The 25,651-nt window shown below is 70.9% G+C and carries 20 protein-coding genes and 2 pseudogenes; 17 read left to right on the top strand and 5 right to left on the bottom strand.

Annotated elements, in window-relative coordinates; all coding sequences use genetic code 11:
* Together ABT297_RS07600 and ABT297_RS07595 are read right to left on the bottom strand one after the other, a co-directional pair.
* Window positions 1-774, bottom strand: a pseudogene (locus tag ABT297_RS07600) (FGGY-family carbohydrate kinase); the annotation flags it as partial.
* A gap of 77 nt (window positions 775-851) precedes the next feature.
* Window positions 852-1,853 (bottom strand): LysR family transcriptional regulator, encoded by a 1,002-nt coding sequence (locus ABT297_RS07595; protein ID WP_350545838.1) that lies wholly within the window; start codon window positions 1,851-1,853, stop codon window positions 852-854.
* 54 nt (window positions 1,854-1,907) lie between these two features.
* Here ABT297_RS07595 and dnaE point away from each other — a divergent pair, with 54 nt between their 5' ends.
* The 8 genes from dnaE to ABT297_RS07555 all read left to right on the top strand — a co-directional run bounded on the left by dnaE (window position 1,908) and on the right by ABT297_RS07555 (window position 12,645).
* Window positions 1,908-5,441: a DNA polymerase III subunit alpha gene (gene dnaE, locus ABT297_RS07590; protein WP_502885516.1), complete on the top strand. Its 3,534-nt coding sequence runs from the start codon at window positions 1,908-1,910 to the stop codon at window positions 5,439-5,441.
* A 61-nt stretch (window positions 5,442-5,502) separates the two neighbouring features.
* Entirely contained in the window at window positions 5,503-6,522 is a 1,020-nt protein-coding gene (locus ABT297_RS07585) for a zinc-dependent alcohol dehydrogenase family protein (protein ID WP_350545833.1), read from the top strand.
* A gap of 131 nt (window positions 6,523-6,653) precedes the next feature.
* Window positions 6,654-7,811, top strand: coding sequence for a sensor histidine kinase (locus ABT297_RS07580; protein WP_350545830.1), 1,158 nt, complete (start codon window positions 6,654-6,656; stop codon window positions 7,809-7,811).
* A 200-nt stretch (window positions 7,812-8,011) separates the two neighbouring features.
* Window positions 8,012-9,328 (top strand): histidinol dehydrogenase, encoded by a 1,317-nt coding sequence (hisD, locus tag ABT297_RS07575; RefSeq protein ID WP_350545828.1) that lies wholly within the window; start codon window positions 8,012-8,014, stop codon window positions 9,326-9,328.
* Window positions 9,325-10,107 carry an SDR family NAD(P)-dependent oxidoreductase gene (locus tag ABT297_RS07570; RefSeq protein WP_350545824.1) on the top strand — a complete coding sequence of 261 codons (783 nt, stop codon included), beginning with the start codon at window positions 9,325-9,327 and terminating at the stop codon, window positions 10,105-10,107. The genes hisD and ABT297_RS07570 overlap by 4 nt, the downstream gene beginning before the upstream one ends.
* Before the next feature lie 20 nt (window positions 10,108-10,127).
* Entirely contained in the window at window positions 10,128-11,216 is a 1,089-nt protein-coding gene (locus tag ABT297_RS07565; RefSeq protein ID WP_350545821.1) for a LacI family DNA-binding transcriptional regulator, read from the top strand.
* 7 nt (window positions 11,217-11,223) lie between these two features.
* A complete protein-coding gene (locus ABT297_RS07560; protein WP_350545818.1) occupies window positions 11,224-11,700 on the top strand; it encodes a RidA family protein in 477 nt (158 codons plus the stop codon).
* Between the two features lie 3 nt (window positions 11,701-11,703).
* The gene (locus ABT297_RS07555) at window positions 11,704-12,645 is read left to right on the top strand and encodes a 3-hydroxyacyl-CoA dehydrogenase family protein (protein ID WP_350545817.1); all 942 of its coding nucleotides are present in this window, start codon (window positions 11,704-11,706) and stop codon (window positions 12,643-12,645) included.
* A gap of 60 nt (window positions 12,646-12,705) precedes the next feature.
* On the opposite strand, the gene ABT297_RS07550 is transcribed toward ABT297_RS07555, so the two are convergent.
* Together ABT297_RS07550 and ABT297_RS07545 are read right to left on the bottom strand one after the other, a co-directional pair.
* Entirely contained in the window at window positions 12,706-13,578 is an 873-nt protein-coding gene (locus tag ABT297_RS07550) for an amidohydrolase family protein (protein WP_350545815.1), read from the bottom strand.
* 10 nt (window positions 13,579-13,588) lie between these two features.
* Window positions 13,589-14,371 (bottom strand): creatininase family protein, encoded by a 783-nt coding sequence (locus ABT297_RS07545; RefSeq protein ID WP_350545812.1) that lies wholly within the window; start codon window positions 14,369-14,371, stop codon window positions 13,589-13,591.
* 188 nt (window positions 14,372-14,559) lie between these two features.
* Between ABT297_RS07545 and ABT297_RS07540 the strand changes: the two are divergent.
* A pseudogene (locus ABT297_RS07540) lies at window positions 14,560-14,814 on the top strand (hypothetical protein); the annotation flags it as partial.
* A 5-nt stretch (window positions 14,815-14,819) separates the two neighbouring features.
* Here the strand turns inward: ABT297_RS07540 and ABT297_RS07535 are convergent.
* Complete coding sequence (locus tag ABT297_RS07535) at window positions 14,820-15,758, bottom strand: IclR family transcriptional regulator (RefSeq protein ID WP_350545810.1); 939 nt, start codon at window positions 15,756-15,758, stop codon at window positions 14,820-14,822.
* A 403-nt stretch (window positions 15,759-16,161) separates the two neighbouring features.
* On the opposite strand from ABT297_RS07535, the gene ABT297_RS07530 reads away from it, so the two are divergent.
* From ABT297_RS07530 to ABT297_RS07495, 8 genes are read left to right on the top strand one after another with little or no spacing between them, the layout of a single operon-like run.
* Window positions 16,162-17,088, top strand: a complete 927-nt coding sequence (locus ABT297_RS07530) for a dihydrodipicolinate synthase family protein (RefSeq protein ID WP_350545808.1) — start codon at window positions 16,162-16,164, stop codon at window positions 17,086-17,088.
* Window positions 17,085-18,314, top strand: a complete 1,230-nt coding sequence (locus ABT297_RS07525) for a mandelate racemase/muconate lactonizing enzyme family protein (protein WP_350545806.1) — start codon at window positions 17,085-17,087, stop codon at window positions 18,312-18,314. Before ABT297_RS07530 ends, ABT297_RS07525 begins: the two co-directional genes overlap by 4 nt.
* 47 nt (window positions 18,315-18,361) lie before the next feature.
* The gene (locus ABT297_RS07520; protein ID WP_350545803.1) at window positions 18,362-19,987 is read left to right on the top strand and encodes an ABC transporter substrate-binding protein; all 1,626 of its coding nucleotides are present in this window, start codon (window positions 18,362-18,364) and stop codon (window positions 19,985-19,987) included.
* Window positions 19,988-20,032: 45 nt separating this feature from the next.
* Window positions 20,033-20,992, top strand: coding sequence for an ABC transporter permease (locus tag ABT297_RS07515; protein ID WP_350545800.1), 960 nt, complete (start codon window positions 20,033-20,035; stop codon window positions 20,990-20,992).
* On the top strand, window positions 20,985-21,902 hold the full coding sequence (locus ABT297_RS07510) for an ABC transporter permease (protein ID WP_350545797.1): 918 nt from the start codon (window positions 20,985-20,987) through the stop codon (window positions 21,900-21,902). Before ABT297_RS07515 ends, ABT297_RS07510 begins: the two co-directional genes overlap by 8 nt.
* Window positions 21,899-22,906 carry an ABC transporter ATP-binding protein gene (locus tag ABT297_RS07505; RefSeq protein ID WP_350545794.1) on the top strand — a complete coding sequence of 336 codons (1,008 nt, stop codon included), beginning with the start codon at window positions 21,899-21,901 and terminating at the stop codon, window positions 22,904-22,906. The genes ABT297_RS07510 and ABT297_RS07505 overlap by 4 nt, the downstream gene beginning before the upstream one ends.
* Window positions 22,903-23,976, top strand: a complete 1,074-nt coding sequence (locus tag ABT297_RS07500; RefSeq protein ID WP_350545792.1) for an ABC transporter ATP-binding protein — start codon at window positions 22,903-22,905, stop codon at window positions 23,974-23,976. The genes ABT297_RS07505 and ABT297_RS07500 overlap by 4 nt, the downstream gene beginning before the upstream one ends.
* A 14-nt stretch (window positions 23,977-23,990) precedes the next feature.
* The gene (locus ABT297_RS07495) at window positions 23,991-25,610 is read left to right on the top strand and encodes a N,N-dimethylformamidase beta subunit family domain-containing protein (protein ID WP_350545790.1); all 1,620 of its coding nucleotides are present in this window, start codon (window positions 23,991-23,993) and stop codon (window positions 25,608-25,610) included.
* The last annotated feature ends 41 nt before the right edge of the window (window positions 25,611-25,651 follow it).

Raw genomic sequence — 25,651 nt, 5'->3', positions numbered from 1 at the left:
GGCGGCGATCTCCTCGGCCGCGACTGGCCACTGGGGTGGCTCGGCGCCGCCGGACAGTGCCCAGGCCGCCTGACGCGCCGCGCCTCGCGCGACGTACTCGCCGGGGCTCGGCACGCTCACCGGCGCGTCGAACAGTGCCGGCGCGACCGCCCGTACCGCGCGGGACTTGGCCGCGCCGCCGATCAGCAGCACCCGGTTGACCGGGGTGCCCTGGGCGCGGAGCGCGTCGAGGGCGTCGGCCAGGCCGCCGAGCATGCCCTCCACCGCGGCCCGCGCCAGGTTCGCCGCCGACGCGTTCGCCCGCGTCAGCCCGGCGAGCAGACCGCGCGCGTCGGGCAGGTTGGGGGTACGTTCCCCGTCCAGGTACGGCAGGAGCGTCAACCCGCCCGCGCCCGGCGGCGCCGAGAGCGCCAACTCGTCGAACTCGGCCAGCGACCGGCCCAGCAGGTCGGCGACCGTGCTCAGCACCCGGGCCGCGTTGAGCGTGCACACCAGCGGCAGGAACCGGCCGGTCGCGTCGGCGTAGCCAGCCACCAGCCCGCTCGCGTCGGCGGTCGGAACCTCACTCACCCCGAACGCGCACCCCGAGGTGCCCAGCGACACCACCACGTCGCCGGGCCGCAGGCCGACGCCGAGCGCCGCGCCCATGGTGTCACCGGTGCCGGCGGCCAGCACCGCGCCGGACGCGGTCTCACCGACCGTCTCGGCGGGCCCGGCGACCCGGGGCAGCGCTAGGTCCCGGCCGAAGGCGAGCTTCACCAGGTCCCGGCGGTGATCTTCCAAACCTGTCGACGCCGTTCGCCGCAGCGGCGCCCGCTTGACCGATCCGCCCGGCTGGCTGGCTGGCTGCGTCATGGTGCGGACGGGCCGGCCGTCCAGGTGGGGACCCAGACGTCACTGGGCCGATGGCGGTGCGGTGCGGAGCGGATATAGCTGCGCAGCATCGCCAGGCCTGGGTGCGGGTTGTCGCGGTGCCAGATGAGGAAGTGCGGGTAGACCGGGGTCGGGTCGATGATCGGGATGCGGCGCAGGTCGTAGGTCGCGGGCCAGAGCATGCGGGTGAGCTCGCCGACGAGTGAGGCCAGCGTCGGCGATTCGGCGAGCACGTCCAGCAGGTGGTCGGTGCCGAAGTTGGGGCCGATGTGCTCGATGGTGAGGCCGAATTCGTTGCTGAGGTCGTTGTAGTAGGCGGCCCATTCGGTACCGGGGACGATGCCGGGGATCCAGATCCGCCGGCCTTGCAGGTCGGTCATGGTGACGTGGCGGGCGTCGGCGAGAGGGTGCCCGGGGCCGGTCAGTAGCTGGTGGGGATCGTCGAGCACGCGGGCGGCCTGGATGCCCGCGGGGAGTTCCCTCGCGGGCGTGGTGACCGCGCGGAACGTGGCGTCGATCGTGCCGGCTTCGACGGCGGCGATCGCGGCGGTCGTGTTCGAGCCGACCCCCGTCAGCACGTCGAGTTCAGTGTCGGGGTGCGCCCGGTGGAAGTCGCGGAGAAGGCCGGCCGGCCCGATCGTGTGGTTCAGCACGTCGACGCGGAGTGCGCGGTGGCCGGGCCGGACGGAGCTGACCGCGCGCTCGGCCAGCTGGATGACGGCGCGCGCGTGGGGCAGGAATGCCTGTCCGTCGATGGTGAGGGTGGCGCCCTTCTGCGTCCGGGTGAACAGGCGGACGCCGAGGACGTGTTCCAGCGTTGCGATGCGTTTGGAGACCGCCTGCTGGCTGATGCCGAGCCGGGCCGCGGCCTCGCCGAAGTAGCGGTCCTCGGCGACCGCCAGGAAGGCCCGGACCGAGCCCAGGTCGAGGTCCTCCACAACCTCTGGTTGTGAGTTCTCCGCGTGTCGCTTGTTGGACACCCTGGCTCCTGACCTGGTCGAATTCCTGCGCTCGACAGCCTACAACCAGGAGGTGTGGTGGATTCGTTCGTGCACCTCCACGTGCACACCGACTACAGCATGCTGGACGGCGCCGCCAAAGTCGCCCCGCTGGCCAAGGAGGTGGCGCGGCTGGGGATGCCCGCGGTGGCGATGAGCGACCACGGCAACGTGCACGGGGCGTATGAGTTCTTCCATGCCACCCGCAAGGCGGAGGTCAAGCCGATCATCGGCATCGAGGCGTACCTGGCGCCCGGCGCGCGTCAGGATCGCCGTGCGGTGTTCTTCAGCGACAACCTGGCGTTACGCAAGTCCGACGACAAGACCGGCGCGGGCGGTGACGTGTCCGGCCGGGGCCTCTACACACATCTGACCATGTGGGCGGCCGACGCCCGCGGCCTGGCCAACCTGTTCCGGCTACAGTCGCGGGCCTGGCTGGAAGGCCACGTCCAGAAATACCCGCGGATGGACGACGAGCTGCTCGCCGAGCACGGGGCCGGGCTCATCGCCACCACCGGGTGCCCGTCCGGCGAGGTGCAGACCCGGCTGCGGCTCGGCCAGTACGAACACGCGGTCGCGGCGGCGGCCCGCTACCGCGACATCTTCGGCGCGGACAACTACTTCCTCGAGCTGATGGACCACGGGCTGCCGATCGAGCGGCGAGTCCGCGAGGACCTGCTCCGCCTCGGCCGCAATCTCGGCCTCCCGCCGCTGGCCACCAACGACTCGCACTACGTCACCGAGGATCAGGCGGCCGCGCACGACGCGCTGCTGTGCGTCGGCACCGGCAAGCAGCTGGCCGACACCGACCGGTTCCGGTTCGGCGGCAGCGGTTACTACCTGAAGTCCGCCGAGCAGATGCGCAAGCTGTGGGACGAGGAGGTCCCGGGCGCGTGCGACAACACGCTGCTTGTGGCCGAGCGGGTCGAGGCCTACGACGAGATCTTCGCCCACCGCGACCTGACGCCGCGCTTTCCGGTACCCGAAGGGGAGACCGAGTCGAGCTGGCTGCGCGCCGAGACGCTGCGCGGGGCGCGGCGGCGATACGGCGAGACACCGCCGCCGCAGGTGCTGGCCCGGATCGATCACGAGCTGTCGGTGATCGACACGATGGGCTTCCCCGGGTACTTCCTCGTGGTGGCCGACATCTGCCAGTACGCCCGGGATCAGGGCATCGGGCTGGGACCCGGCCGCGGCTCCGCGACCGGGTCGATCGTCGCCTATTGCACCGGCATCACCCAGCTCGACCCGATCGAGCACAAGCTGCTCTTCGAGCGGTTCCTCAACCCCGAGCGCATCTCCATGCCGGACGTCGACCTGGACTTCGACGACCGCCGGCGCGACGAGATGATCGCGTACGTCACCCGCCGCTACGGCGACGACCGGGTGTGCCAGATCGTCACGTTCGGCACCATCAAGGCCAAGGCGGCGGTCAAGGACGCCTGCCGGGTGCTGGGCCTGCCGTACGCGCTGGGCGACCGCATCACCAAAGCGTTCCCACCGGCCGCCGGTGGCAAGGAGATCCCGCTTGCCGCGATCCACGACGGCGGCCATCCCCGCCACGGCGAGGCCGCCGAACTGCGACGCATGTACGAGCAGGAGCCGGACGTCCGGCTGGTGCTGGACAACGCGGCGGGCCTGGAGGGGCTTACCCGCGGGACCGGCATCCACGCGGCCGGGGTAATCCTCTCGGCGGAGCCGCTGCTGGACGTGATCCCGCTGGTTCGCCCGAAAGCCGGCGGCCCGGTGATCACCGGGTTCCCGTTCACGCAGGCCGAGGAGATGGGCCTGCTCAAAATGGACTTCCTGGGCCTTCGGAACCTCACCGTGATCGGCGACGCCATCGCCAACGTACGCGCCAACAAGGATATCGAGATCGACATCCTGCGGGTGCCGCTGGACGACGCGAAGACGTACGAGCTGCTGGCTCGCGGCGACACGCTGGGTGTCTTCCAGCTCGACGGCGGCGGTATGCGCGTCCTGCTGCGGCTGATGCAGCCCACCACGTTCACCGACATCGCCGCCGTCAACGCGCTCTACCGGCCCGGCCCGATGGAGATGAACGCGCACACCAACTACGCGCTGCGCAAGACCGGCAAGCAACCGGTCGAGCCGATCCACCCCGAGCTCGCCGAAGCGCTGGAACCGATTCTCGGCGACACGTACCACCTCGTCGTCTTCCAAGAGCAGGTGATGGCGATCGCGCAGCAACTGGCCGGCTACTCGCTGGGCGCCGCCGACAACCTGCGCCGCGCGATGGGCAAGAAGAAAAAAGAGGTGCTGGACGCCGAATGGGACCGGTTCGCCGCAGGCATGGGGGAGCGCGGCTTCTCGGCGGCGGCGACCCGGGCGATCTGGGACGTGTTGGTCCCGTTCAGCGGCTACGGGTTCAACAAGTCACACACCGCGGGGTACGGCCTGGTGTCGTACTGGACCGCGTACCTCAAGGCCAACCACCCCAGCGAGTACCTCGCCGCACTGCTCACCTCGGTCGGCGACGACAAGGACAAGCTCGCCGTCTACCTCGCCGACTGCCGCCGCCTCGGCATCCCCGTCATGCCGCCGGACGTCAACGAGAGCCGCCTCGACTTCGCCGCGGTCGGCACCGGCATTCGCTTCGGCATGGGCGCGGTCCGCAACGTGGGCGTGGGCGTGGTCGAGGCGATCGTCGCCGCCCGCGAGTCGCGCGGCACGTTCACCGACTTCGCGGACTTCCTCGCCAAGGTGCCGCCGGTGGTGTGCCAGAAACGGGTGATCGAGTCGCTCGCCAAGGCCGGCGCGTTCGACGGGCTCGGCCATCACCGCAAGAGCCTGGTCGCCGTCCACGAGCGAGCCGTCGACGCGGTCATCGGCGTGAAACGCAACCAGGCCCTGGGCCAGGACTCCCTCTTCGGCGACCTGGGCGGCGCCGGCGTCGCGGTGACCGTGCCGGCGGGCGAGTGGGACCGGTCCACCCTGCTCGCGTACGAGCGAGAGATGCTCGGCCTCTTCGTCTCCGGTCACCCTCTCGACGGCGCCGAACACGTGCTCCGCCAGCACCGCGACATCGGCCTGGCAGACCTGCTCACGTCAGGCCGCACCGACGGCCCGGTCCAGGTGAGCGGCATCATCGCGGGCCTGCAACGCAAGATCACAAAACAGGGACACGCGTGGGCGGTGCTCACACTCGAGGACCACGACGCGGCGGTGGAATGCCTGGCATTCCCCAAGACGTACGAACGGTGCGAAGCGACACTCGCGCAAGACCGAGTGGTCAGCGTCCGGGGAAGGATCAACGTCCGCGACGAGACCATGAGCATCAGCGTGGAAGAAGTGATGCCGCTCGACCTGACGGGCGAGGACGCGCCGATCGTGCTGGCGCTGCGAGACACTCAGGTGACGCCGCGGCTCGTTGGCGAGCTGAAGCAGATCCTGACCCGTCACCAAGGCAGCACACCGGTGCACGTACGGCTCGCCTGCACCAGCGGGCGAACCGTCCTGCTGGATCTGAAGGCATGCCGGGTAACGCCGGGCCCGGCCTTCTACGGCGACCTCAAGGCACTGCTGGGTGCCGCGGCAATCGGTTCGTAGCGCGGGTGCGGCGGGCGAAGCCCGGTGGAACGAGTCCCGGAAATCGTCACGCCTGCGCCGCATGATCGCGCGTTCGTGGGGCATCGTTCAACCGATGTCACAGCTTGTCGTCACATCGTACGGCGATCCGCGTGTGTCCGTATCGCTCGAGCGGACGCCCAGTCTGCTGCTGGGTGCCGACGACATCCTGGTCGAGATGGAGGCTGCGCCGGTCAACCCGTCCGACTTCCTGCTTGTCCGGGGCGACTACGGGGTCCGGCCCCAGCTGCCCAGCCCGGTCGGCGGCGAGGGAGTCGGGCGAGTGGTCGACGCCGGCGGGGATGCCGGCACGCGGTTGGTCGGGCGGAGGGTCGTCATCCTGCCCACCTACGAACAAGGCACCTGGGCAGACAAGGTGGCGACCTCGTATCGGAACGTGGTTCCTGTGCGAGAGGACGCCGATCCGCTGCAGCTCGCCATGCTTCCGATCAACCCGGCGACCGCGTACCTGTTGTTGCACAAATACGCCAAGCTGGCCGCCGGCGATTGGATCGGCCTGAACGCCGCCAACTCCGCCGTCGGCCGCTGCATCATCGCCCTCGCCCGCTGGCGGGGCCTCAAGACCCTCAACATCGTGCGGCGCGAGGCGGCGGCCCAGAGCGTTCGTGACGCCGGCGGAGACCGCGTGATTGTCGCCGGTGACGACCTGCGTGCTCAGATCGCCGACGCACTGGACGGTGCGGAGCTCAGCCTGGTATTGGATGCCACGGCCGGCCCGACCGTAGCCGACCTCGCCGGTGCGCTCAGGTACCGGGGTGTGATCGTCACCTACGCGTTCGTGACCGACATACCCCCGGCCGTCCCGGCCCACGATCTCATTTTCAAAGAGGTGACGCACACCGGATTCTGGGTGCACAACTGGCTGCGCCACGCGCCGCGCGCCGAGCTCGAGCAGACCTACCGTACGCTGAGCGACCTTGTCGCCACCGGTGTAGTGACCGTCCCGGTCGATGCGACCTACCGCTTGGACGACTACCGCGAGGCGTTCGAGCATGAGATGGCACAAGGACGCACCGGAAAGATCCTGTTCACGTTCGCCTAGGGTCGGAGAATCACCTTGCCCTGATTGGCGCGCGCCGCGGGCCGGGCATCGGTCCAAAGCGGGGGCCGGTGCGTGGACGACCGTACTTTTGGCCGGTTCGCGCGGGACGGTGACGTTCTAGCCTCCTCGACATGGAGAGCATCGGGGCGCGGCTGTCCGGGGCCGCTTCGACGGCTGGCCTCGCCGTGGTCTTTCTCGTCGCGATCGGCATCGAGGCCGTCGGGATTGCCCAGACGTGGGGCATCCGGTATTGGCTCGCGGGTGGTGCGGCCGCCGTCATGGTCTGTGTGCTGGCACTCGTACGGCGGCGGCAGCGGGTGTGGGCGACGGTCGTCGCTCTCGGGATCGCGGGATTGGCCATCGCGGGTGCGTGGGTGTTCCACCTGCCGGCCGAGCCGGGACCGGCCCTGGCGCTGGCGCTCGCCGTGCTCGTCGGGTCGGCCCTGCGCGCGCTGTCTCCCGTGCCGGCCGGCGCGATTGCCGCTGGGGGACTGGCCGTGGTTGTCGCCGCCCACCTCGCCGCCCACCTCGCCGCCCGGCCGCACTCCTCGGGCGCGTCGGCGGTCGTGGCGATGAACGTCACGGCCTGGCTCGGCGCCGTCGCGGCCGGGCTGGTGCTGCGACTGCTGGACGACCGAGCCGTGGCCACGGCCGAGAAGGTACGCCGGGACGAGCGGCTGGAGCTGGCCCGGGAACTGCACGACGTGGTGGCCCACCACATCACCGGCATGCTGATCCAGGCGCAGGCCGCCCATCTCGTCGCCCGCAAGAACCCGCGGCAGGTGACCGAGTCGCTGGCCGGGATCGAGACCGCCGGCGCCGAGGCGCTGCGGGCGATGCGTCGCTTGGTCGGGCTGCTGCGGGACACCGACGACGCGCCGCCCGCCTCGGCCGGGCCGGAACAGCTCGGCGTACTCGTCGAGCGCTTCAACCGGCAGGGCCCGCCGGTGAGCCTGCGGATGCCCGATGAGCGTGCGGCGTGGCCGCCGGAAGTGGCCAGCACCGTGTACCGGATCGTCCGGGAGGCGTTGACGAACGTGGCCCGGCACGCGCCGGATGCCCACCGCGTCACCGTCACCGTCGGGCAGAACGCTTCCGGCGTCACCGTCGAGGTGGTCGACGACGCACCCCGTGGCGGCGCCCGCGTCTCCCACCGCGGCGGGTACGGCCTCATTGGCATGCGCGAACGCGTCGAAACCCTCGGTGGCACGCTGCACGCCGGTCCCCGGCCCGATGCGGGCTGGTCGCTCCTGGCCACCCTGCCTGTCGACAATGGACGGTCGCGATGACGATCCGACCGCGCCCCTGCGGGAACCCGACAAGTGGTTACGGTCACTGCCGGAGCGCGAGATCGAGATGGTACGGGAGATCGCGCGCGACCGTAGGCCTGCCCGAGCGGCGCCTGCCTTCTCGTTGACCGGGCCTGGCGTGACGGCCGGGCGGTCGCTATGGTTACGTAGTCATGACTACGATCTCATAGGGGTGACCGGTGACGGCTCTGAAGCAGGCGCAGCGTGAGGGTCGGCTGGGACAGCAGTCCGTTGCCGAGGTTGTCGCGGCCATCATCGACGACGTCCGGCGCCGGGGCGACGAGGCGGTGCGGGCCTGTTCGGAGAAGTTCGACAGCTGGAGCCCGCAGAGCTTCCGGCTGAGCGGCGAGGAGATCGAGCGAATCGTGGCGCGGGTGCCGGCGACCGTGCTCGACGACATTCGCTTTGTCCAGGCGCAGGTGCGCGGATTCGCGGAACGTCAACGGGCTTCGATGGCCGACATCGAGGTGGAGACGCTGCCGGGCGTGCGGTTGGGGCACCGGCACATTCCGGTTGCCGCGGCCGGGGCGTATGTACCCGGCGGTCGATACCCGCTGGTGGCCTCGGCGCACATGACCGTGGTCACCGCGAAGGTCGCCGGCGTGTCCCGGGTGGCGGCATGCACTCCACCGATCCGCGGCGTGGTTCCCGACGCCACCGTTGCCGCTCTGCACCTTGCCGGCGCCGACGAGATCTACCTGCTCGGCGGCGTGCAGGCCATAGCCGCGCTCGCGCTTGGCACCGAGTCGATCCCTCGGGTGGACATGCTCGCCGGGCCGGGCAACGCCTATGTGGCGGAGGCGAAGCGCCAGCTGTTCGGCGAGGTGGGCATCGACCTGTTCGCCGGTCCGACGGAGATCCTGGTGCTCGCCGACGACACGGCGGATCCGTTCGTGGTCGCGGTTGATCTGCTGAGCCAGGCTGAGCACGGTCCCGACTCGCCGGCGGTGCTGATCACGACGTCACGCCCGCTGGCCGAGCGGGTTCTGCGGCATATCGACGAGATCCTGCCCGGCATGCCGACGCGGGACATGGCCGAGCCCGCTTGGCGCGACCACGGACAGATACACGTCGTGTCCGACTCGGACGAGATGTTCGCGCTGGCGGACGAGTTCGCGAGCGAACACGTGGAGGTGCTCACCGCTTCGCCCCGGGACGCGTTGGATCGGATGCGCAACTACGGCGCGCTGTTCCTGGGCGAAGGCACCTGCGTCTCGTACGGGGACAAGGTGATCGGGACGAACCACGTGTTGCCCACCCGGGGCGCGGCCAGGTACACCGGCGGACTGTGGGTCGGCAAATACCTCAAGACGGTGACCTACCAGGAGGTAACCGACCCGCGGACGAGCGCCGAGTTGGGCCGGATCTGTGGCCGGGCCAGCCGGGTGGAGCTGTTCGAGGGCCACGCCCGATCCGGTGACGTGCGGGCGGCGAAGTACGCCGGCGACCGGCTGACCTGGACGGAGCACGACCTGTCCCCGGCCGCCGCGTCGTGACCCGCGAGCAGCCGCGGGTGCCCGGTGCGGGGGCGGGATTGGACTTCCGGCTGGACGGTTGCCGGGCGTTGGTGACCGGGGCCGGCGGTGGCCTCGGCCGATCCGTCGCCGACGGCCTGGCGAGCCTGGGTGCCTCGGTGGTCGGCACCAGCCGGAACGCCGCGACGGCCGACGAGCTGGCCGACCGCTACGGCACTGAGCCGTGTGTGCTGGACGTGCGTGATGTGGCCTCGTTCGAGTCCGTGGTGGGCCGGGTGTGGGCGGAGAGGCCGCTGGACGTCCTGGTGAACAACGCCGGCGTCAACCGGCCCCAGCCGATGCTCGAGGTGGACGAGCAGTCCTGGGACGAGATTCAGGCCACCAACCTCAAAGGAGCCTTCTTCCTCACCCAGGCGGTAGCACGCAGACTCGTCGCGGCGCAGCGTCCCGGCAGCGTGGTGACCATCGGTTCGCAGGCCGGGCTGGTCGGCATCGAGGAGCGCGCGGCGTACGCGGCGAGCAAGGGCGGCGTCACGGCGCTGACCCGGGTCATGGCCATCGAGCTCGCCGCTCATGGGATTCGGGTCAACGCGGTCGCGCCCACGTTCGTCAGCACCGCCCTGACCCGTTCCACGCTCGAGCGGCCGGAGCTGCGCGAGGCGTTCCTTGCGCGGATCCCGCTGGGACGCTTCGGCGAGCCGGACGACGTGGCCGCGGCGGTGGCGTTCCTCGTGGGGCCGATGGCCGGCCTGATCACCGGTCATACCCTTGTGGTCGACGGCGGATGGACCGCCTGGTAGCCGCGGGAGCAGGAGGTTCGATGGTCACCAGCAGGGATGTGGCACAGGTGGCGGGTGTTTCGCAGGCGACGGTCTCGCGGGTGCTGCGCGACGCCGGTCCCGTCAAGGACGAGACACGCACCCGGGTGCTGGAGGCCGCGGCGCAGATCGGCTACCAGCCCAACGCGTTGGCGCGGGCGATGCGGACCCGGCGCAGCGGCACGGTCGGCGTGGTGGTCTCGGACCTGACCAACCCGTTCTACCCGGGACTGATCGAGGAGTTGAGCGCGGAGCTGGGCAGCGCCGGATGCCGGATGGCGCTGTGGACGTCCGCGGGTCCGGGGCAGGACGCGGCGCTGGAGGCGATCCGGCAGGGTGTGCTGGACGGTGTGATGTTCACGGCGGCGACGGCGAAGTCGGCGGCGCTGCGGGAGGCGATGCGGGCCGGTGCCCCGGCCGTCACCCTCAACCGGGCCATGCCGGGCTGGAAGTGTGACCAGGTGGTGAGCGACAACCGGGTCGGCGGCCAGCGGATCGCGAGGTACTTCGCCGCCGCGGGGCATGAGCGGGTGGGCTACATCGGCGGCCCAGCGGCGCCGAGCACATCCGCGGACCGGGAGAAGGGCTTCCTCAGCGGCCTGGCGGCCGTGGGGCTCTCGCTGCCCGAGGACTATCGCCGCGGCGGCGACTTCACCTACCGGCGCGGGCGGGACGCCATGCGGGAACTGTTGTCCCTGACCCGGCCACCGACGGCGGTGTTCTGCGTCAACGACCTGACCGCGCTCGGCGCGTTGGACGGTGCCCGGTCGCTTGGCCGAGCGGTACCCGACGACGTGTGGGTCGTCGGGTACGACGACATCGCGATGGCGTCGTGGGACGCCTTCGATCTGACCACGGTTCGGCAACCGACCGCGGGGATGGCGCGCATCGCTGTGCAGCTGCTGCTGTCGCGGGTGGCCGAGCCGGCCACCGCGCCGCGCAGGGTCACGATGCCGGCCGAGCTCATCGTGCGCGGATCCACCGCACATCACGGTGGCGATGAAGCCCGATCGGCGGGCAAGCCACCGACCACCCGGGCCAGGCGCCCGGCTGCCCCTACCCGCGAGCCGCGGCTCGCCCGATCCCGATGAGGAACCTTTGAACACAGCATCGTCGCTTCTGTCCACGCTCGTCACCGACGGACCGCCGCTGGCCGGTGGGCCGCGCCCGACCATCCTGCCGCTACGGCACGACGAGGGTCTGGTGACGGTCTCCGGCCAGACCGCGGTCGGCTCCGACGGGTCGCTGCGCCACACCGGATCGGTGGGCGACGGCGCACTGAGCCTGGCGCAGGCCCGGGATTGCGCGTGGCAGTGCGCGCTCAACGTGCTCGCCGTGCTGCAGCGGGAGCTGGGCAGCCTGGACCGGATCGTGCAGGTCGACCGCATCACGGTCTACGTCGCCAGCGTCCCCGGGTTCACCGACCAGCATCTGGTCGCGGACGCGGCGACCGAGGCGTTCCTGCGGGTGCTGGGGGAGCGAGGTGCGCACGCCCGGACGGCGCTGGGTGTCGCGGAGCTGCCCACCGGCAGTCCCACCGAGGTGGACGCGATCGTCCGGGTCCAGCCGGCGTAGCGGATGGACGGATTCGAGCGGGCCGCGATCGTCGGCGCCGGCACGATGGGTCGCGGCATCGCCCGGCTGCTGGCCGGGCGGGGCGTCGCGGTGTCACTGTGCGACCGTGACGAAGCGCTGGCCGAGGCGGGCCGGGCGACTCTGGCCGAGGATGTGCAGTCAGCGGTTCGCCGCGGCGAGCTGCCCGCGGACGAGGCGGCGCGCATGCTCGCGCGGGTGCGGTCCGCGGCCGATCTGCCGGCGGCGGTTGACGGCGCCGAGCTGGTGGTCGAGGCGATCCCCGAGGTAATCGAGGCCAAGCGCGAGGTGTGGCAGCGGCTGGCCGGGTGCGTCGGCGGCGAGGCGGTGCTGACGACCAACACGTCCTCGTTCGACATCGACGTCGTGGTCGGCGACCTCGGCGCGGGCGGTCGCGCGCTGGGCATGCACTGGTACAACCCGGCCTACCTGGTGCCGTGCGTCGAGCTGGTGCCCGCCCGCGACACGGATCCGGCGGTGGTGGACCGGGTGGCCACGTTCCTGCGGTCGGTGGGCAAGTCGCCGGCCGTGGTGGCGAACCGGGCCGGGTTCGTCGGCAACCGCATCCAGTTCGCGATGATCGCCGAGGCGTTCCGTTGCCTCGGGGAGGGTGTCGCGTCCGCGGAGGACATCGACGCGATCGTGCGCGACTCGTTCGGGTTCCGGCTGGGGGACTACGGGCCCTTCCAGGTGGCCGACATGAACGGGTTGGACGTGTACCAGGGCATCCTGGAGTACCTGGCCGGACAGCTGGGCGAGCGGTTCGCGCCTCCGGAGGAGCTGCTGGGGCGGGTCCGGGCGGGGCGGCTCGGGCTCAAGACCGGCTCGGGTGTGTACCCATGGCCGGCCGAGGCGGCCCGTGCCGCGCTGTCGCAGCGGGACGAGCGGCTGCGGTCGCGCCTGCGGTCGCGGGAGGTCGCCGAGTAGGCCGGCTCGACCGGGTTGGACCCGGCGGGCCGGCCGACCGGCAGGCCCGCCGGACGCCCGCTACGGCAGGGTCAGGCCCAGGGCGCCCAGGGCATCGGCGTGGATGATGCGGTCGATGACTTCGGTGGAGATGCGCGGCAGCGCGGTACCGTCGAGGATGTCGTTGACCCGGCGCAGTCCGGCGATAGCTTCGGCGGTGTTGGCGATCGGGAAGTCCGATCCCAGGAGCAGCTTGCCGGCCGCGCCCCACTCGGTGGCGTACAGCAGCGACTCGTAACAGACCCACGGTCGCAGGTAGATCGAGGACACGTCGGCATACACGTGCGGGTGCTTGCGGATGGTGGCCACGGTCTCGCGTCCCCACGGGTGGCCCATGTGCGCCATGACGATCCGCAGTTCGGGGAAGCGCAGCGCCACCTCGTCGGTGACGAGCGGGTAGGTGTACCGAAGGGGGGCCTGGCGGATCGGCGACGCGCCCTGGTGGAACAGGATGGGCAGGCCGGTCCGCTCGGCGTGGGCATACAACGCGACGGCCTCGTCGCACAACGGGTCGAAGTTCTGGTAGTTGGGGCCGAGCTTGATGCCCACCAGGCCCCGTTCCCGCCACTTGTCGACCTCGTCGATGACACCGGGCCACAGCGGATTGACCGACATGAAGCCGATCCGCTTGTGCGGCGCGTCCGCGCAGAACTCGGCCGTCGCTTCGTTGGTGTCCTCGGGGCGGTACCTCATGCCGGTCGCGCTCAATGGGTCGTCGACCGCGATGTTGAACACGATCGACACGTCGCAGCCGGCCATGGCGCGGTCGTAGTCGTCCCAGGAGTTCGTGGTCACCACCGTGCGGTCCGTGCGCCAGCCGTCGAAGCTGAGCAGCTCCTCGGCGGGCACCGCGTGGCGATGGGTGGGGGTGTGCGCGTGGACGTCGACGATCACGCTGTGGTCCTCAATTCTTGACGACGGCGACCTCTGTGGCCGCTACGGCGATGATGCGCTCGGACAGCCGCGCCACGCATCGGGCGAACCACTGTGCGCCGGCCTCGGCGCTGGCGCCGGACGGGTCATCGGTGTATCCGTCGAGGTGCCGCCAGATCTCGTCGTCGTGCAGCATCACGTCGGGGACCTCGGGCACCTGTGGCGGTGACGGGCGGTGCGGGACGTTGCCGACCGGTGCCGGGCGCAGGTGCGCGATCATCGAGGTCTCGAAGGCGCCGGCATGTCCTGGAATCGGGGTGCCGGACCGCGGGTCCTCGTCCACCCGGTCGGCGTCATCCGGCCCGGTGAGTAGCTGCCAGTAGTCCAGGTGACCCACCGACAGCCCATACCGGCTGGCCGCTGCGGCGCTCGCGGCGTGACACGCGCCCCGGTTGCCGCCGTGCCCGTTGACGATGAGCAGCCGCCGGCCGCCGGCCGCGGCCACCGACCGGGCCAGGTCGATCAGCACCTGGGTGAGCGTCTCGACGGTCAGCGACAGTGTGGCGCCGAAGGGGAAGTGGTGGTCCGAAGCGCCGAACCGCAGCGTGGGCACGAGCACCAGATCCCGCGGCGCGCTCGGCGCGGCTTGCCGCACGGCCGCTTCGACGGTCGCCTCCACGATGAACGCGTCGGTGCCGGTCGGCAGGTGCGGACCGTGCTGCTCGACGGCGCCGACGGGCAGCACCACCAGCGCCGAAGGCAGATGCTGCCGCAGGGTTTCCCGGTCGCAGTCCGCCCAGTGCAATAGCGCCACGCTCAACACCCAACCTGCGGGCCAACCGTAGCGGCGATGAGCCCTACGATGCCTCGAACCGATCTCGGCCTCCCGACCATAGGCGGGGGTATCGGTGCCACGCAAGGGTTCCCGGCTGTTGACGTCGACTTGTGACTACGTAGTCTTACAGCCGAGGATGCACCGCGCAGTGGCGCGCCGCGCACCGCTGCGGCATGGCTGTGATTCCCGGGGTGGCGACGCCGACGGAATGGACCCGGGCGCTGGAGTGGGGAGCGGACGCCGTCAAGCTGTTCCCCGCCTCGGCCCACTCCCCGGCGGTGATGCGCGACGTCCTGGCCGCGCTCCCGCGGGTGCCGGTGGTGCCCACCGGCGGGGTCAGCATCGAGGCGGCACCGCAGTGGATCGCGGCCGGGACATTTGGCCTGCGGCATCGGTTCGGCCCTGTCCGCGCACGGCAATGACGCTGTCAGTCGGCTGCTGGCGCGGCTTGCTGAGGCACGCTGACCGGGGTCTTGCCGCGGCGTGAGGCACGGGGCGCGGCGCCCGCGTCGGCGTCGGTCACGTGCTGCGCGGCGGGCGCGACCGCCGCGGGCGCGCCGTTGCCCCAGTGGCGCGGCACGGTCCCGCCGAAGGCGGCGGTCAGCAGGGCCGCGGCGCCCCGCATCGCGCTGACGACATCCGGCAGGCGGTCCTCGACCATCCGGGCCGGGACACTCGTCACGCTCAGCGCGAAGTAGGGCTGGGTGCCGGCGGCGAAGATGGTTGTGGCCACGCATTTGATGCCCAGCGTGCCCTCCTCCTCGTCCAGCGCGTATCCCCGGGCTCGCACCGTGGCCAGGTCCTGACGCAGCGCGCTGCGGGTGGCGAGCGAGTTGATCGTCTGCGTGCGCAGGCGCTCGTCAGGGTAGAGCTCCTCGAACTCCTCGCTGTCCAGGGTGGCCAGCAGTGTCTTGCCGAGGGCCGCGCAGTGGGCATACTCGCGGGTGCCGATCCGCGCCGCGACGCTGATCCCGGACGTCGGCAGCGCGCGCGCCACGTGCACGACCTCGGCGCCGGCCAGCACGCCGACGTGCACGGTCTCGCCGATCGCCCGGGCCAGCTCGGAAATCACCGGCCGCAGCCGAGCCTCGGTGTCGTACTTGTCGGTGATCAGCACGGCCAGACCGAGCGCGGAGACGCCGAGCTCGAACTCCGTGGTGTCGCCGGCAGCGCTGCGGCGAACCCAGCCGCCCCGTTCGAGCGCGTCGCACAACCGGTAGGTGGTGGTCCGGTTGAGGCCCGCAGCCTGCGCCAGTTGCCCGGCGGTCATGCCGCCCTCCGAGCCCGCCAGCTCCCGCAGGATGACCAGCCCCTTCTCCAGGCTGCTCAGATCGCCGCCACCCGCCACCAGTGATCCCCGCTCCATGCTCGACCAAGGACTGTCCGCTCACCGTACACGCGGTGCTGCTTGGTGAACAGCCGGGGGTGCGGAGTCGTTCCGGTGGTCGCGGGCCGCCCGCCGGTTCGAAGCGAACACCGCGTTCGACGCACGGCCGATTCGGCATCAGCTATCAGTCGAGGTACCCGGGCTGATTCGTGAGCGTAGGCGAACAGTCCGATCTGTCCAGGCTGCGGACGAGTGTCCCTCGTGAGGGTGCGTCTTTCTGCGGCCGCGCCTCTTGTGTTCCTCGAACGGTGATCCTAGCCTGTTCGCTACGCAGTCACAGTGTTCGCATGACTAACAGGCATGACTAACAGGATGGTCGACGCTGTAGCACGCGGCACAGCGCACCGGGTCATCCGTCAGTAGAAGGAGCCAGGACGACGCCATGACGATCGCAGGCATCCTGCCCGTGATACCGACACCGTTCGACCGGGGCCGGTTCGACGCGGCAAGCTTCCGCCGCCTCCTGGACCACACGCTCGCATCGGTCGACGGCTACACATTGCTGGGCAGCACCGGAGAGGCGCCGTCGATGTCGACGCGGGAGCGGATGGACATCACCGAGGCGGCGCTCGCCATGGTCCCCGAGGACAAGACCGTCGTGGTCGGCGTGACCCACACCTCGCTGCACGAGAGCGTGCGGCTGGCCCAGCACGCCGCGCAGCACGGCGCCGCCGGCGTCCTGTGCGCCTCGCCCTACTACTTCCCGAACACCCGCGCCGGCCTGCGCGGCTACCTCGCCGAGCTGTCCGCCTCCGTGGACACCGAGGTGGTGTTCTACGACAACCCCACGCCCACCGCGACCGCCGTCACCATCGAGCAGATCCTCGAGTACGCCGCGGGGATCGCCCGGCTCAACACGGTCAAGCTGACCGATCACGGGCTGGGCAAGGTATCGGCCTGGCAACAGGCCGGGCTGACGGTGCTCGGCGGCGACGACCCGATCCTGTTCCGATACCTCGACGCCGGCGTCGACGGCGTCATGGTCATCGCCCCGGCCATTTTCCCCGACACCTTCCGGGAGACCTGGCAACTGGCCCGAGCCGGGCGGCTGGCCGAGGCGTTCGCCATCTTCTCCGCCGAGGTCCTGCCGTTCTTGCACGTCTTCGGGATCGGCGACGAGATCGCCACGAGCAAGGCAGTACTGCGGGAGATCGGCGTGTTCGCCTCCGACGAGGTACGGCTCCCGCTGGTCGGGGTGGACCAGCGGCGGCGCGAGTTGCTCTCCGAGGCCTACCGCCTGTGCCGCGAACGAACCGCCGCGCGCATCGCGTCCGGCAGCGCCAGCACCGAACCGGCAGCCGCCCGATGAGCAGCCCGACGACCGGCAAGCGCGCCATCGACGCGACCATCGTCGACGTCCAGACCGTGCGGGTCAGCCCGACGGTCAAGCCGGAACTCGTGGTAGCCGGCGCCCGGGGCGTGCACGACCGGTCCGACTTCCTGCTGGTGCGGGTCGTCACGTCGGCGGGGGTGACCGGCATCGGCGAGGTCAGCGCCACGCTGACCTGGAGCGGCGAGGACGGCGCCACGGGTGAGTACCTGATCCGCACCGTCCTGGCGGGCGCCGTCATCGGGCAGCCGATCGCGCCGGTGGCCGACCTGGAACGGCGCATGGACCGCGCGCTGGCGGGTTCGCCGTTCACCAAGGCCGGCCTGTCCACCGCGCTGTGGGACGCCTACGCGCGTACCCTCGACGTCCCGCTCGCCGTCGCGCTCGGCGGCCCGTTGCGCACCGAGATACCGGTGAAGTGCTCGCTGAGCGGGGACGGCGACCGGCTACGGGCCACCCATCGGGCGGCCGTCGCCTCCGGGTTCGAGTCCTTCAAGGTGAAGATCGGGCTGGACCCGGTCGCCGACGCGCAACGGGTGGCGCTGGCCCGGCAGCTCTGCGGACCGCACGCCTTCATCGGCCTCGACGCCAACGGCGGGTACCGGCGGGACGCGGCGCGCCGCGCCGTCGAACTGATCCGCCCGTCGGCCCCGGCTTTCCTCGAACAGCCGGTGGAACCGGGCGACCTCGAGGGCATGCGGCAGCTGCGCGACCTCGGGCTGCCGATCGTCGCCGACGAAAGCGTCTTCGGCACGGACGATCTGGTCTCGGTGCTGCGCGCCGAGGCGGCCGATGTGGTGAGCCTCTACATCGGCAAGAGCGGCGGCCCGGGCCGGTTGGTGTCGATGGCCCGCCTCGCGGACGCGTTCGGCCTGACCGTCGTCATCGGCTCCAACGGGGAGCTGGGCGTCGGGGCCGCTGCCCAGTTGCAGGCCGGCGCCGCGGCGGCCGGGCTGTCCACCCACATTCCCTCCGACATCATCGGCGCGCATTACTACCAGGACGACGTGCTCGCCGAGCCGTTGACCGTCGACGGCCGCACCGCCCGGCTTCCGGACGGGCCCGGCCTGGCGGTCTCGCTCCGCGAGGACATCGAGACCCGCTTCGTCAGCGTGAGCGACGACCAGGGTCATCGGTTCGACGCCGACCCGGTCGGCGCAGACACCGCACAGGCATCGCGCCGCACCGACAACCCCTACCCCTGACGGTCGCGGCCACGGCCGCGACCTGGCGCCACTGGAATGGAGAGAGCATGGTTCTTCGGAGAGCGCGACTGAGCGCCGGCCTGGCGCTCCTCGCGGCAACGGCGACGCTGGTCGCCGCCTGTGGAAAGTCGTCCACCGCAACCTCCCAGTCGAACACGAGCCTGACCTTCACCCGCCTGGGCATCAACACCGCCGGCTTCGGGCCGAGCAACCAGAGCACCGGAAACGACGCGGTCGTCAACTCCCTGATCTTCTCCAACCTGGTCAAGATCGCCCCGGATGAGAAGACCATCATCGCGGACCTCGCGCAGACCTGGGAGCAGTCACCGGACGCCAAGGAGTTCACCTTCCACCTGCGCCAGGGCGTCACCTGGTCCGACGGTCAGCCCTTCACCGCCGCCGACGTGGTCTTCACCGTCACCCAGGCTGCCCAGCTGGGCTCCACCGCCTATGTCGGCTACCAGCCCACCCAGTGGCGCCAGGTGGTCGGCGCGACCGAGGCGAAGGGCACCAAGAACCCGGTGTCGGGTGTGACCGCGATCGACGAGCACACCGTGAAGCTGACGCTGGCCGCGCCGAACGCGGAGTTCGTCCGCAACCTCACCGACGCCGTGTACTCGATCGTGCCCAAGCACCTGCTGCAGGACGCCACCGCCGAGAACGTGCGCACCGTCGAGTTCAGCAAGACCAAGCCGGTCGGCACCGGCCCGTACGTGCTGGAGAAGGCGGTACCCGACCAGTATCTGCAGTTCAAGGCGAACCCGAAGTACTTCGGCGGCGCCCCCAAGATCGCTACGCTGTTCTTCAAGCTGAACGTCAAGCCCGAATCGGTGGCCGCTCAGCTGCAGGCCGGTGAGCTGGGCCTGGTGCTCAACGACGCGGCCACCGACGCGCCGGCTCTGTCGGGCGTCAAGGGACTGACCACCAAGTTCGTCGTCTCGCCGGCCGCGCAGTTCCTGCAGTTCCGCACCGACCACCCGCAGGCCAAGGATGTCCGGCTGCGGCAGGCGATCTACTACGCGATCGACCGCCGCGCCATGCTCAAGAGCCTGTTCGGCGACAACGGCGAGATCCGCTGGGTGCTGCCCGGCTTCGATCAGAACGACACGGCGCTGGACCGCTACGAGTACAGCCCGGACAAGGCCAAGCAGCTGCTCGCGGCATCGGGCCTCGACCTCGGCCAGCCCTTCAAGATCTCCTACGCCCAGGGTGTCGACCCTGCCTGGGACCAGATGATGCCGGCCATCCAGAAGTACCTCAAGGACGTCGGGCTCAACGCGGTGCTGGAGCCGCTGGACTCCGCGGCCTGGTCGGCGGCGAACGCGTCCAAGGACGCCAAGTACCCGATGACGGTCAACGCCGGCGGCTCGATGGGCCTGTCGCCCGACCGCAGCTCCGGGTACTTCAACTGCAAGGCCCCGCTGAGCAGCTTCTACGCCAACTGCCAGATGGACGACCTGTACGCACAGGCACGCGGCACCACCGACGCGTCGACCCGCGCCGACCTGTACAAGCAGGTCGCCCAGATCCTCAACCGTGACGTGCCGATGGTGGCCCTGTGGCAGACCACCTCCTACAACGCGTGGACCAACAAGCTCGGCGGCACCTTCCAGGTGTACGCCAATGAGCGGGACACCGCGTTCAACGTCAACGGCTGGACGCTGGCCGGCTAGACACCACCCACCGAGCAGGGCCCGCACCGACCAGGGAGAGACCGCATGTGGAACTACGCGCTACGAAGACTGCTCACCGGCACGATCGTGCTGTGGATGGTCTCCGTGATCGTTTACCTCGGTCTCTCCCTGGCACCCGGCGACGAGCTGACGGTGCGGCTCAGCCCCGAGGTCGTCGCCCAGCTGACGCCCGATCAGATCGCGGAGAAGCGCGAAGCTCTCGGCCTGGACCGTCCGCTGCCGCTACGGTACGCCACCTGGCTGAAGAACACGCTGACCGGCGATCTCGGAACCTCATCCTCCGACGGGCTGCCGGTCGCCGAGGACATCCTGGCGCACCTGGGGCCGACCGCGATGCTGGTCGGTGCCGCGCTCGTCGTCGGTACCGTGCTGGCATTGACGGCCGGCGTGGTGGCCGCCGTGCGCAGCGGCACGGCGGTCGACTACCTGCTCGGCTCCGTGCCCATCCTGCTGGTGGGCATCCCGGGCTTCGTCTTCTCCCTCGCCGCCATCTACCTGTTCAGCGTGCAGTTCGGCCTGTTCCCCACCAACGGCATGTACACCCTGGGCGACGAGTCGTTCGGCGACCTGCTGCACCACATGGCCCTTCCGGGCAGTGTGCTGGCCATCGGAGTGGCCGCGCCGCTGATCCGGTACACCCGGGCGAGCATGCTCGACGTGCTCAGCTCGGAGTACATCGTCACCGCCCGGGCCAAGGGCCTGCGGCCCAGCCGGGTGGTGTGGTCCCACGCGTTCCGCAACGCGCTGTTGCCCATCATCACCGTCATCGGCGTGACGCTGCCGGAGATGGTGGCCGGCGCGGTCATCGTGGAGCAGGTCTTCGGCTGGCCCGGGATGGGACAGCTCGCCGTGCGGGCCGCGGGCAACCGGGACGTGGCGTTGATGATGGGCATCGTCCTCGTCATCGCCCTCTCGGTCGTCGTCGCCAACCTCCTTGCCGATCTCGCCTACGTGCGGGCCGACCCGAGGGTGCGCCTTGTCTGACCTCGACCCCCCACCGCTCGCCGTGCCCGCCGATCCGGCCGGGTCCGCATCGTCGACCGCGGCGAATGCCGGACGGTACCCCGCACTGCGCCGTTTCGCCGACCACCGCATGGCCCTGCTCGGCGTCGGCATCCTCGCCGTGGTGGTCCTGCTGGCTCTGCTGGCGCCGCTGGTCGCCACCCACGCACCGAACGAGGTGGACCTCACCGCGGTCAACCACAAGCCGGGCGGCGGCCACCTGCTCGGGGCCGACAACGTCGGCCGCGACATCTGGGCCCGGCTCGTCTTCGGCGCCCGTACCTCACTGATCGTCGGCTTCGGCGCCGTGGCCATCTCGCTGCTGATCGGCATCACCGTCGGCATGCTCGCCGGCTTCTACGGGCGGTGGATCGGCGCGCTGCTCATGCGCATCACCGACGCGGTCATGAGCGTCCCGCCGCTGGTGATGGTCATCGTCTTCGTCGCCATCGCCGGCCCGAGCCTCGTCTCGGTCACCGTGGTGATCGCGTTGACCACCTGGCCGGCGGCGGCCCGCCTCGTCCGCGGCCAGGTGCTGGCGCTGCGCGAACGCGAGTTCATCACCGCCGCCGAAGTCATCGGCGTGCCGCGACGGGGCATCGTGCTGCGCCACCTGTTGCCCAACCTGCTCGGCCCGCTGTCCGTGGTCGGTACCTTCGGCGTCGCCAACGCCATCCTGGTCGAGGCCGGGCTGAGCTTTCTCGGCCTTGGCGTGCGGCCTCCGACCAGCAGCTGGGGCCAGATGGTCAACGCCGCGCAGTCGCCGGTCGTGCTCATGAACCGGCCGTGGATCTGGGTGCCGGCGAGCGTCGCGATCGTCCTGACCGTGCTCGCGGTGAACTTCGTTGGCGACGGCCTGCGTGACGCGATGGACCCGAAGGGGAGCCGATGAACACCCGTCTGCTCGAGGTCGAGGACCTGCACGTCGAATTCCGCACCCGGCAGGGCCGAGTCCGGGCGGTGCGGGGACTCAGCTACCAGGTCGACCGGGGCGAGTCCCTCGGCCTGGTGGGCGAGTCCGGCTCCGGCAAGAGCGTCAGCGCCCTGGCCATCCTCGGGCTCCTGCCCCGCACGGCGAGCATCACCGCCGGACGGATCCGCTTCCAGGGCCGCGACCTGGTCGGGCTGCCCGAACGGCAGCTGCGCGCGATCCGCGGACGCTCACTGGCACTGATCTTCCAGGACCCGCTGTCGAGCCTCAACCCGGTACACACCATCGGCCGCCAGATCACCGAGCAGCTGCGGGCGCACCGCATCGCCACCGGACGGGCGGCCCGCGACCGAGCCGTCGAACTGCTCGAGCGAGTCGGCATCCCCGACGCCGCCCGGCGCATCGGGCAGTACCCGCACCAACTCTCCGGCGGCATGCGCCAGCGGGCCATGGTGGCCATGGCGCTGTCCTGCGGACCGTCCCTGCTCATCGCCGACGAGCCCACCACCGCGCTGGACGTGACCATCCAGGCACAGGTGCTCGAACTGCTCGCCGAACTGCGGGCCACCACCGAGATGAGCATGCTGCTGATCACGCACGACCTCGGCGTGGTCGCCGGCAGCACCGACCGGCTGGCCGTCATGTACGCCGGGCGGATCATCGAGGACGGCGCCACCGCCGAGGTCCTCGCCCGGCCGGAGCACCCCTACACCGCCGGGCTGGTGGAGTCGGTACCCCGGCTGGACGCCCCCCGCGACGCGCCGCTGCGCCCGATCCCCGGCGCTCCACCGGATCTCGGCAGCGAGCTGCCCGGCTGCCCGTTCCGGCCGCGTTGCCCGCACCCGGCACCGCAGGCGCAGACGCAGGAACCGGCGCTGAGCGAGCTGCGTCCGGGCCACCGCGTCGCCTGCTGGAGCCCCCGGCTCACGCCCCTGCAGGACACGACATCAGGTGGGAACCCATGACCGCGCACGACACCGACGAGACCGCTGTCCTGGAAGTCCGCGACCTCGAGGTCCGCTTCCCGGTGCGCCACGGTCTGCTGCGCCGACCGGCCTCCTGGGTGTACGCGGTCAACGACGTGTCCATCGACCTGTACCGGGGCGAGACCCTCGGGCTGGTGGGGGAGTCCGGCTCGGGCAAGACGACCGTGGGCCGGGCCATGGTACGGGTGAACCAGCCCAGCAACGGCACGATCCGGCTCGACGGCCAGGACCTGCTCGCCCTGCACGGCACCCGGCTACGGCCCTACCGCCGGCGGGTGCAGATGGTCTTCCAGGACCCGTACGCCAGCCTCGATCCGCGCCAGTCGGTCGGCCAGGCACTGGCCGAACCGCTGCGGGTTCACGGCCTGGCGGCCGGCCGCCGCGCGGCCCGGGTGTCCGAGCTGCTGGAGCTGGTCGGCCTGGACCCGTCCTTCGCCGCCCGCTACCCGCACCAGTTCTCCGGCGGTCAGCGGCAGCGCATCGGCATCGCCCGGGCCCTGGCGGTGGAGCCCGACATCATCGTCTGCGACGAGCCCGTCAGTGCCCTGGACGTGTCGGTTCAGGCCCAGGTCGTCAACCTGCTGGCCAGCCTGCAGCGGCAACTGGGCATCGCGTATCTGTTCATCGCCCACGACCTGGCGGTGGTACGCCACCTGGCCCACCGGGTGGCGGTGATGTATCTCGGCAGCATCGTCGAGACCGGTCCGTCCGAGGCCGTGTACAGCGACCCTCGGCACCCGTACACCGCCGCGCTGCTGTCCGCGGTACCCGCCTTGGTCGAGAAGACCCGCCAGCGCACCATCCTGCGCGGTGACATCCCGAGCCCCGAGAACCCGCCGACCGGGTGCCTGTTCCACACCCGCTGCCCGCTGCGCGACATGCTCGGCTCGCCTGAGGTGTGCTCCACCCAGCGACCCCCGTTGCGGGCGCTGGCCCCTGGCCACCACCGCACCACGCACCAAGTCGCCTGCCACTTCGCCGACGATCCCCGAGCGAGGCGGACCGCCGCCGACGTGGCCGGCTCACTCACCGCAGACCAGCCGCGATAGGAGACAGCAGCGTCATGTTGATCGGGTACGTCAGCGACGAGAACTATCTGGCGCTGGCCGGCGTCTCGGTCGAGTTCGCCCGCGACGGCGACATCGTCGCCCAGGCCGCCTCGACCGCCAGCGGCGCCATCGTCGCCGACCTGCGACCGGGGGAGTACCGGCTCACGCTCGCGATGCCGGGCTTCGGCGCGAAGCACCTCACCGCGACGCTGCCGTCCCGGCAACCGTTGCAGGTACGGCTGCTGTCGGACGCCCTGACCGGATTCATGTGGCCCAAATGGTCACGCTCCGGCGAGCCGGCGGAGCTGCGCGTGCACTCCGTCGCACCGTACCGCGCCGAGTTGTTCCGCTACGGCCTGCGCAAGGAGCCGGTCGAACTGCTCGGCTGGTTCGACGAGCACGGCCCGCGGGCGATGGCGCAGATCCTTCCCGACGAGGACTTCTCGCAGACCGGGGTGCGCTTCAACACCGTCGGCTTCACCAGCCCGGGCCACGTCCGCCGGCTGGGCGGACCGCAGCGCTCCGGTCTCTACTACATGCACGTGCACAACGAGCGCGGCGAGTTCTTCTCATTCCCGTGGGTGGTCGCCCCCGCCGCTCCCCGGGAACCGATCGCGGTGCTCGCCGCCACCAACAACTGGAACGCCTACAACCGCTTCGGTGGGCGCAGCAACTACATCAACGAGTCCGGCCTGCCACCCACCCCGACGGTGAACGCACGACAGGACCTCGCCCGGTACCGCATCGGCAACAGCGTCACACAAACCGCCGCCGACGACGTCTACCCGCCACTGTCGTTCGAACGGCCCGAACCCGACTGCTTCATCGACCGCGATGTCGAGCCGACCGACCCGATGACCGGCCGGCTGGCCTCCAGTCTCGCCCCCGGGCTGTGGCGGCTGCTGGCCTGGCTCGAACGCGAGGGATTCGGCTACGACCTGTACTCCGATGCCCAACTGCGCGACGGTGAACTCGACCTGGACGCCTACCGGGTCCTGCTGACCGAGATGCACCCCGAGTACTGGTACGCCGAGGAGTACGACGCGGTCCGCGACTGGGTGGAGCGGCGTGGCGGCCGGCTGATGTATCTCGGCGGCAACGGCGCCGACTGCCAGGTCGAACACGTCGACGCGGGCCGGGTCCGCTATCTGACCCGGCAGCCCGACGGCGACCGGCCGGAGGAGGCCCACCTGGAGAGCCGCTTCCACCGCACCCACGAAGCGCAGGCGCGGCTGCTGGGCGTCTCGTTCACCCACGCCGGCGAGGGCACCGCCGCGCCGTACCGCGTTCTCGACGCCGACCACTGGGCGTTCGCCGGCACGGGTCTGCGCAACGGCGACCTGTTCGGGACGCACAGCATGCACGAGCGCGTGCCGGGCGGCGCCTCGGGCCACGAAACCGACAAGCGCACGCCCAACACCCCGCCCGGCTTTGTCGTACTGGCGCAGGGGACCAATCCCGACAACGGCGGAGCCGAACTGGTCTACCGGAACCTGCCCGACGGGGGCGGCGAGGTCTACTCCGTCGGCTCCATGACGTACATCGCCTCGCTCCTGGTCGACGAGGGCGTCTCGGCGCTGACGCGCAACGTGCTCAACGGCTTTGCCGGACGGTCTCCCCGACCGGCCGGCTGAGCCCGCCGCCGAGGTGCGGTCGTCGGTGAACCGGCCGCTGG

Source organism: Dactylosporangium sp. NPDC000555, from assembly GCF_040300025.1.
GTDB lineage: Bacteria > Actinomycetota > Actinomycetes > Mycobacteriales > Micromonosporaceae > Dactylosporangium.
The sequence above is the reverse complement of the archived record's forward strand: the minus strand, read 5'-3'. Positions and strand labels throughout refer to the sequence as shown.

Coding starts and splice junctions, on each gene's coding strand:
- ABT297_RS07585 (WP_350545833.1), top strand. CDS start 5,503: ATGATCGCGCGTTCGTGGGGCATCGTTCAACCGATGTCACAGCTTGTC.
- ABT297_RS07580 (WP_350545830.1), top strand. CDS start 6,654: ATGGAGAGCATCGGGGCGCGGCTGTCCGGGGCCGCTTCGACGGCTGGC.
- ABT297_RS07565 (WP_350545821.1), top strand. CDS start 10,128: ATGGTCACCAGCAGGGATGTGGCACAGGTGGCGGGTGTTTCGCAGGCG.
- ABT297_RS07555 (WP_350545817.1), top strand. CDS start 11,704: ATGGACGGATTCGAGCGGGCCGCGATCGTCGGCGCCGGCACGATGGGT.
- ABT297_RS07535 (WP_350545810.1), bottom strand. CDS start 15,758: ATGGAGCGGGGATCACTGGTGGCGGGTGGCGGCGATCTGAGCAGCCTG.
- ABT297_RS07530 (WP_350545808.1), top strand. CDS start 16,162: ATGACGATCGCAGGCATCCTGCCCGTGATACCGACACCGTTCGACCGG.
- ABT297_RS07525 (WP_350545806.1), top strand. CDS start 17,085: ATGAGCAGCCCGACGACCGGCAAGCGCGCCATCGACGCGACCATCGTC.
- ABT297_RS07520 (WP_350545803.1), top strand. CDS start 18,362: ATGGTTCTTCGGAGAGCGCGACTGAGCGCCGGCCTGGCGCTCCTCGCG.
- ABT297_RS07515 (WP_350545800.1), top strand. CDS start 20,033: ATGTGGAACTACGCGCTACGAAGACTGCTCACCGGCACGATCGTGCTG.
- ABT297_RS07505 (WP_350545794.1), top strand. CDS start 21,899: ATGAACACCCGTCTGCTCGAGGTCGAGGACCTGCACGTCGAATTCCGC.
- ABT297_RS07500 (WP_350545792.1), top strand. CDS start 22,903: ATGACCGCGCACGACACCGACGAGACCGCTGTCCTGGAAGTCCGCGAC.
- ABT297_RS07495 (WP_350545790.1), top strand. CDS start 23,991: ATGTTGATCGGGTACGTCAGCGACGAGAACTATCTGGCGCTGGCCGGC.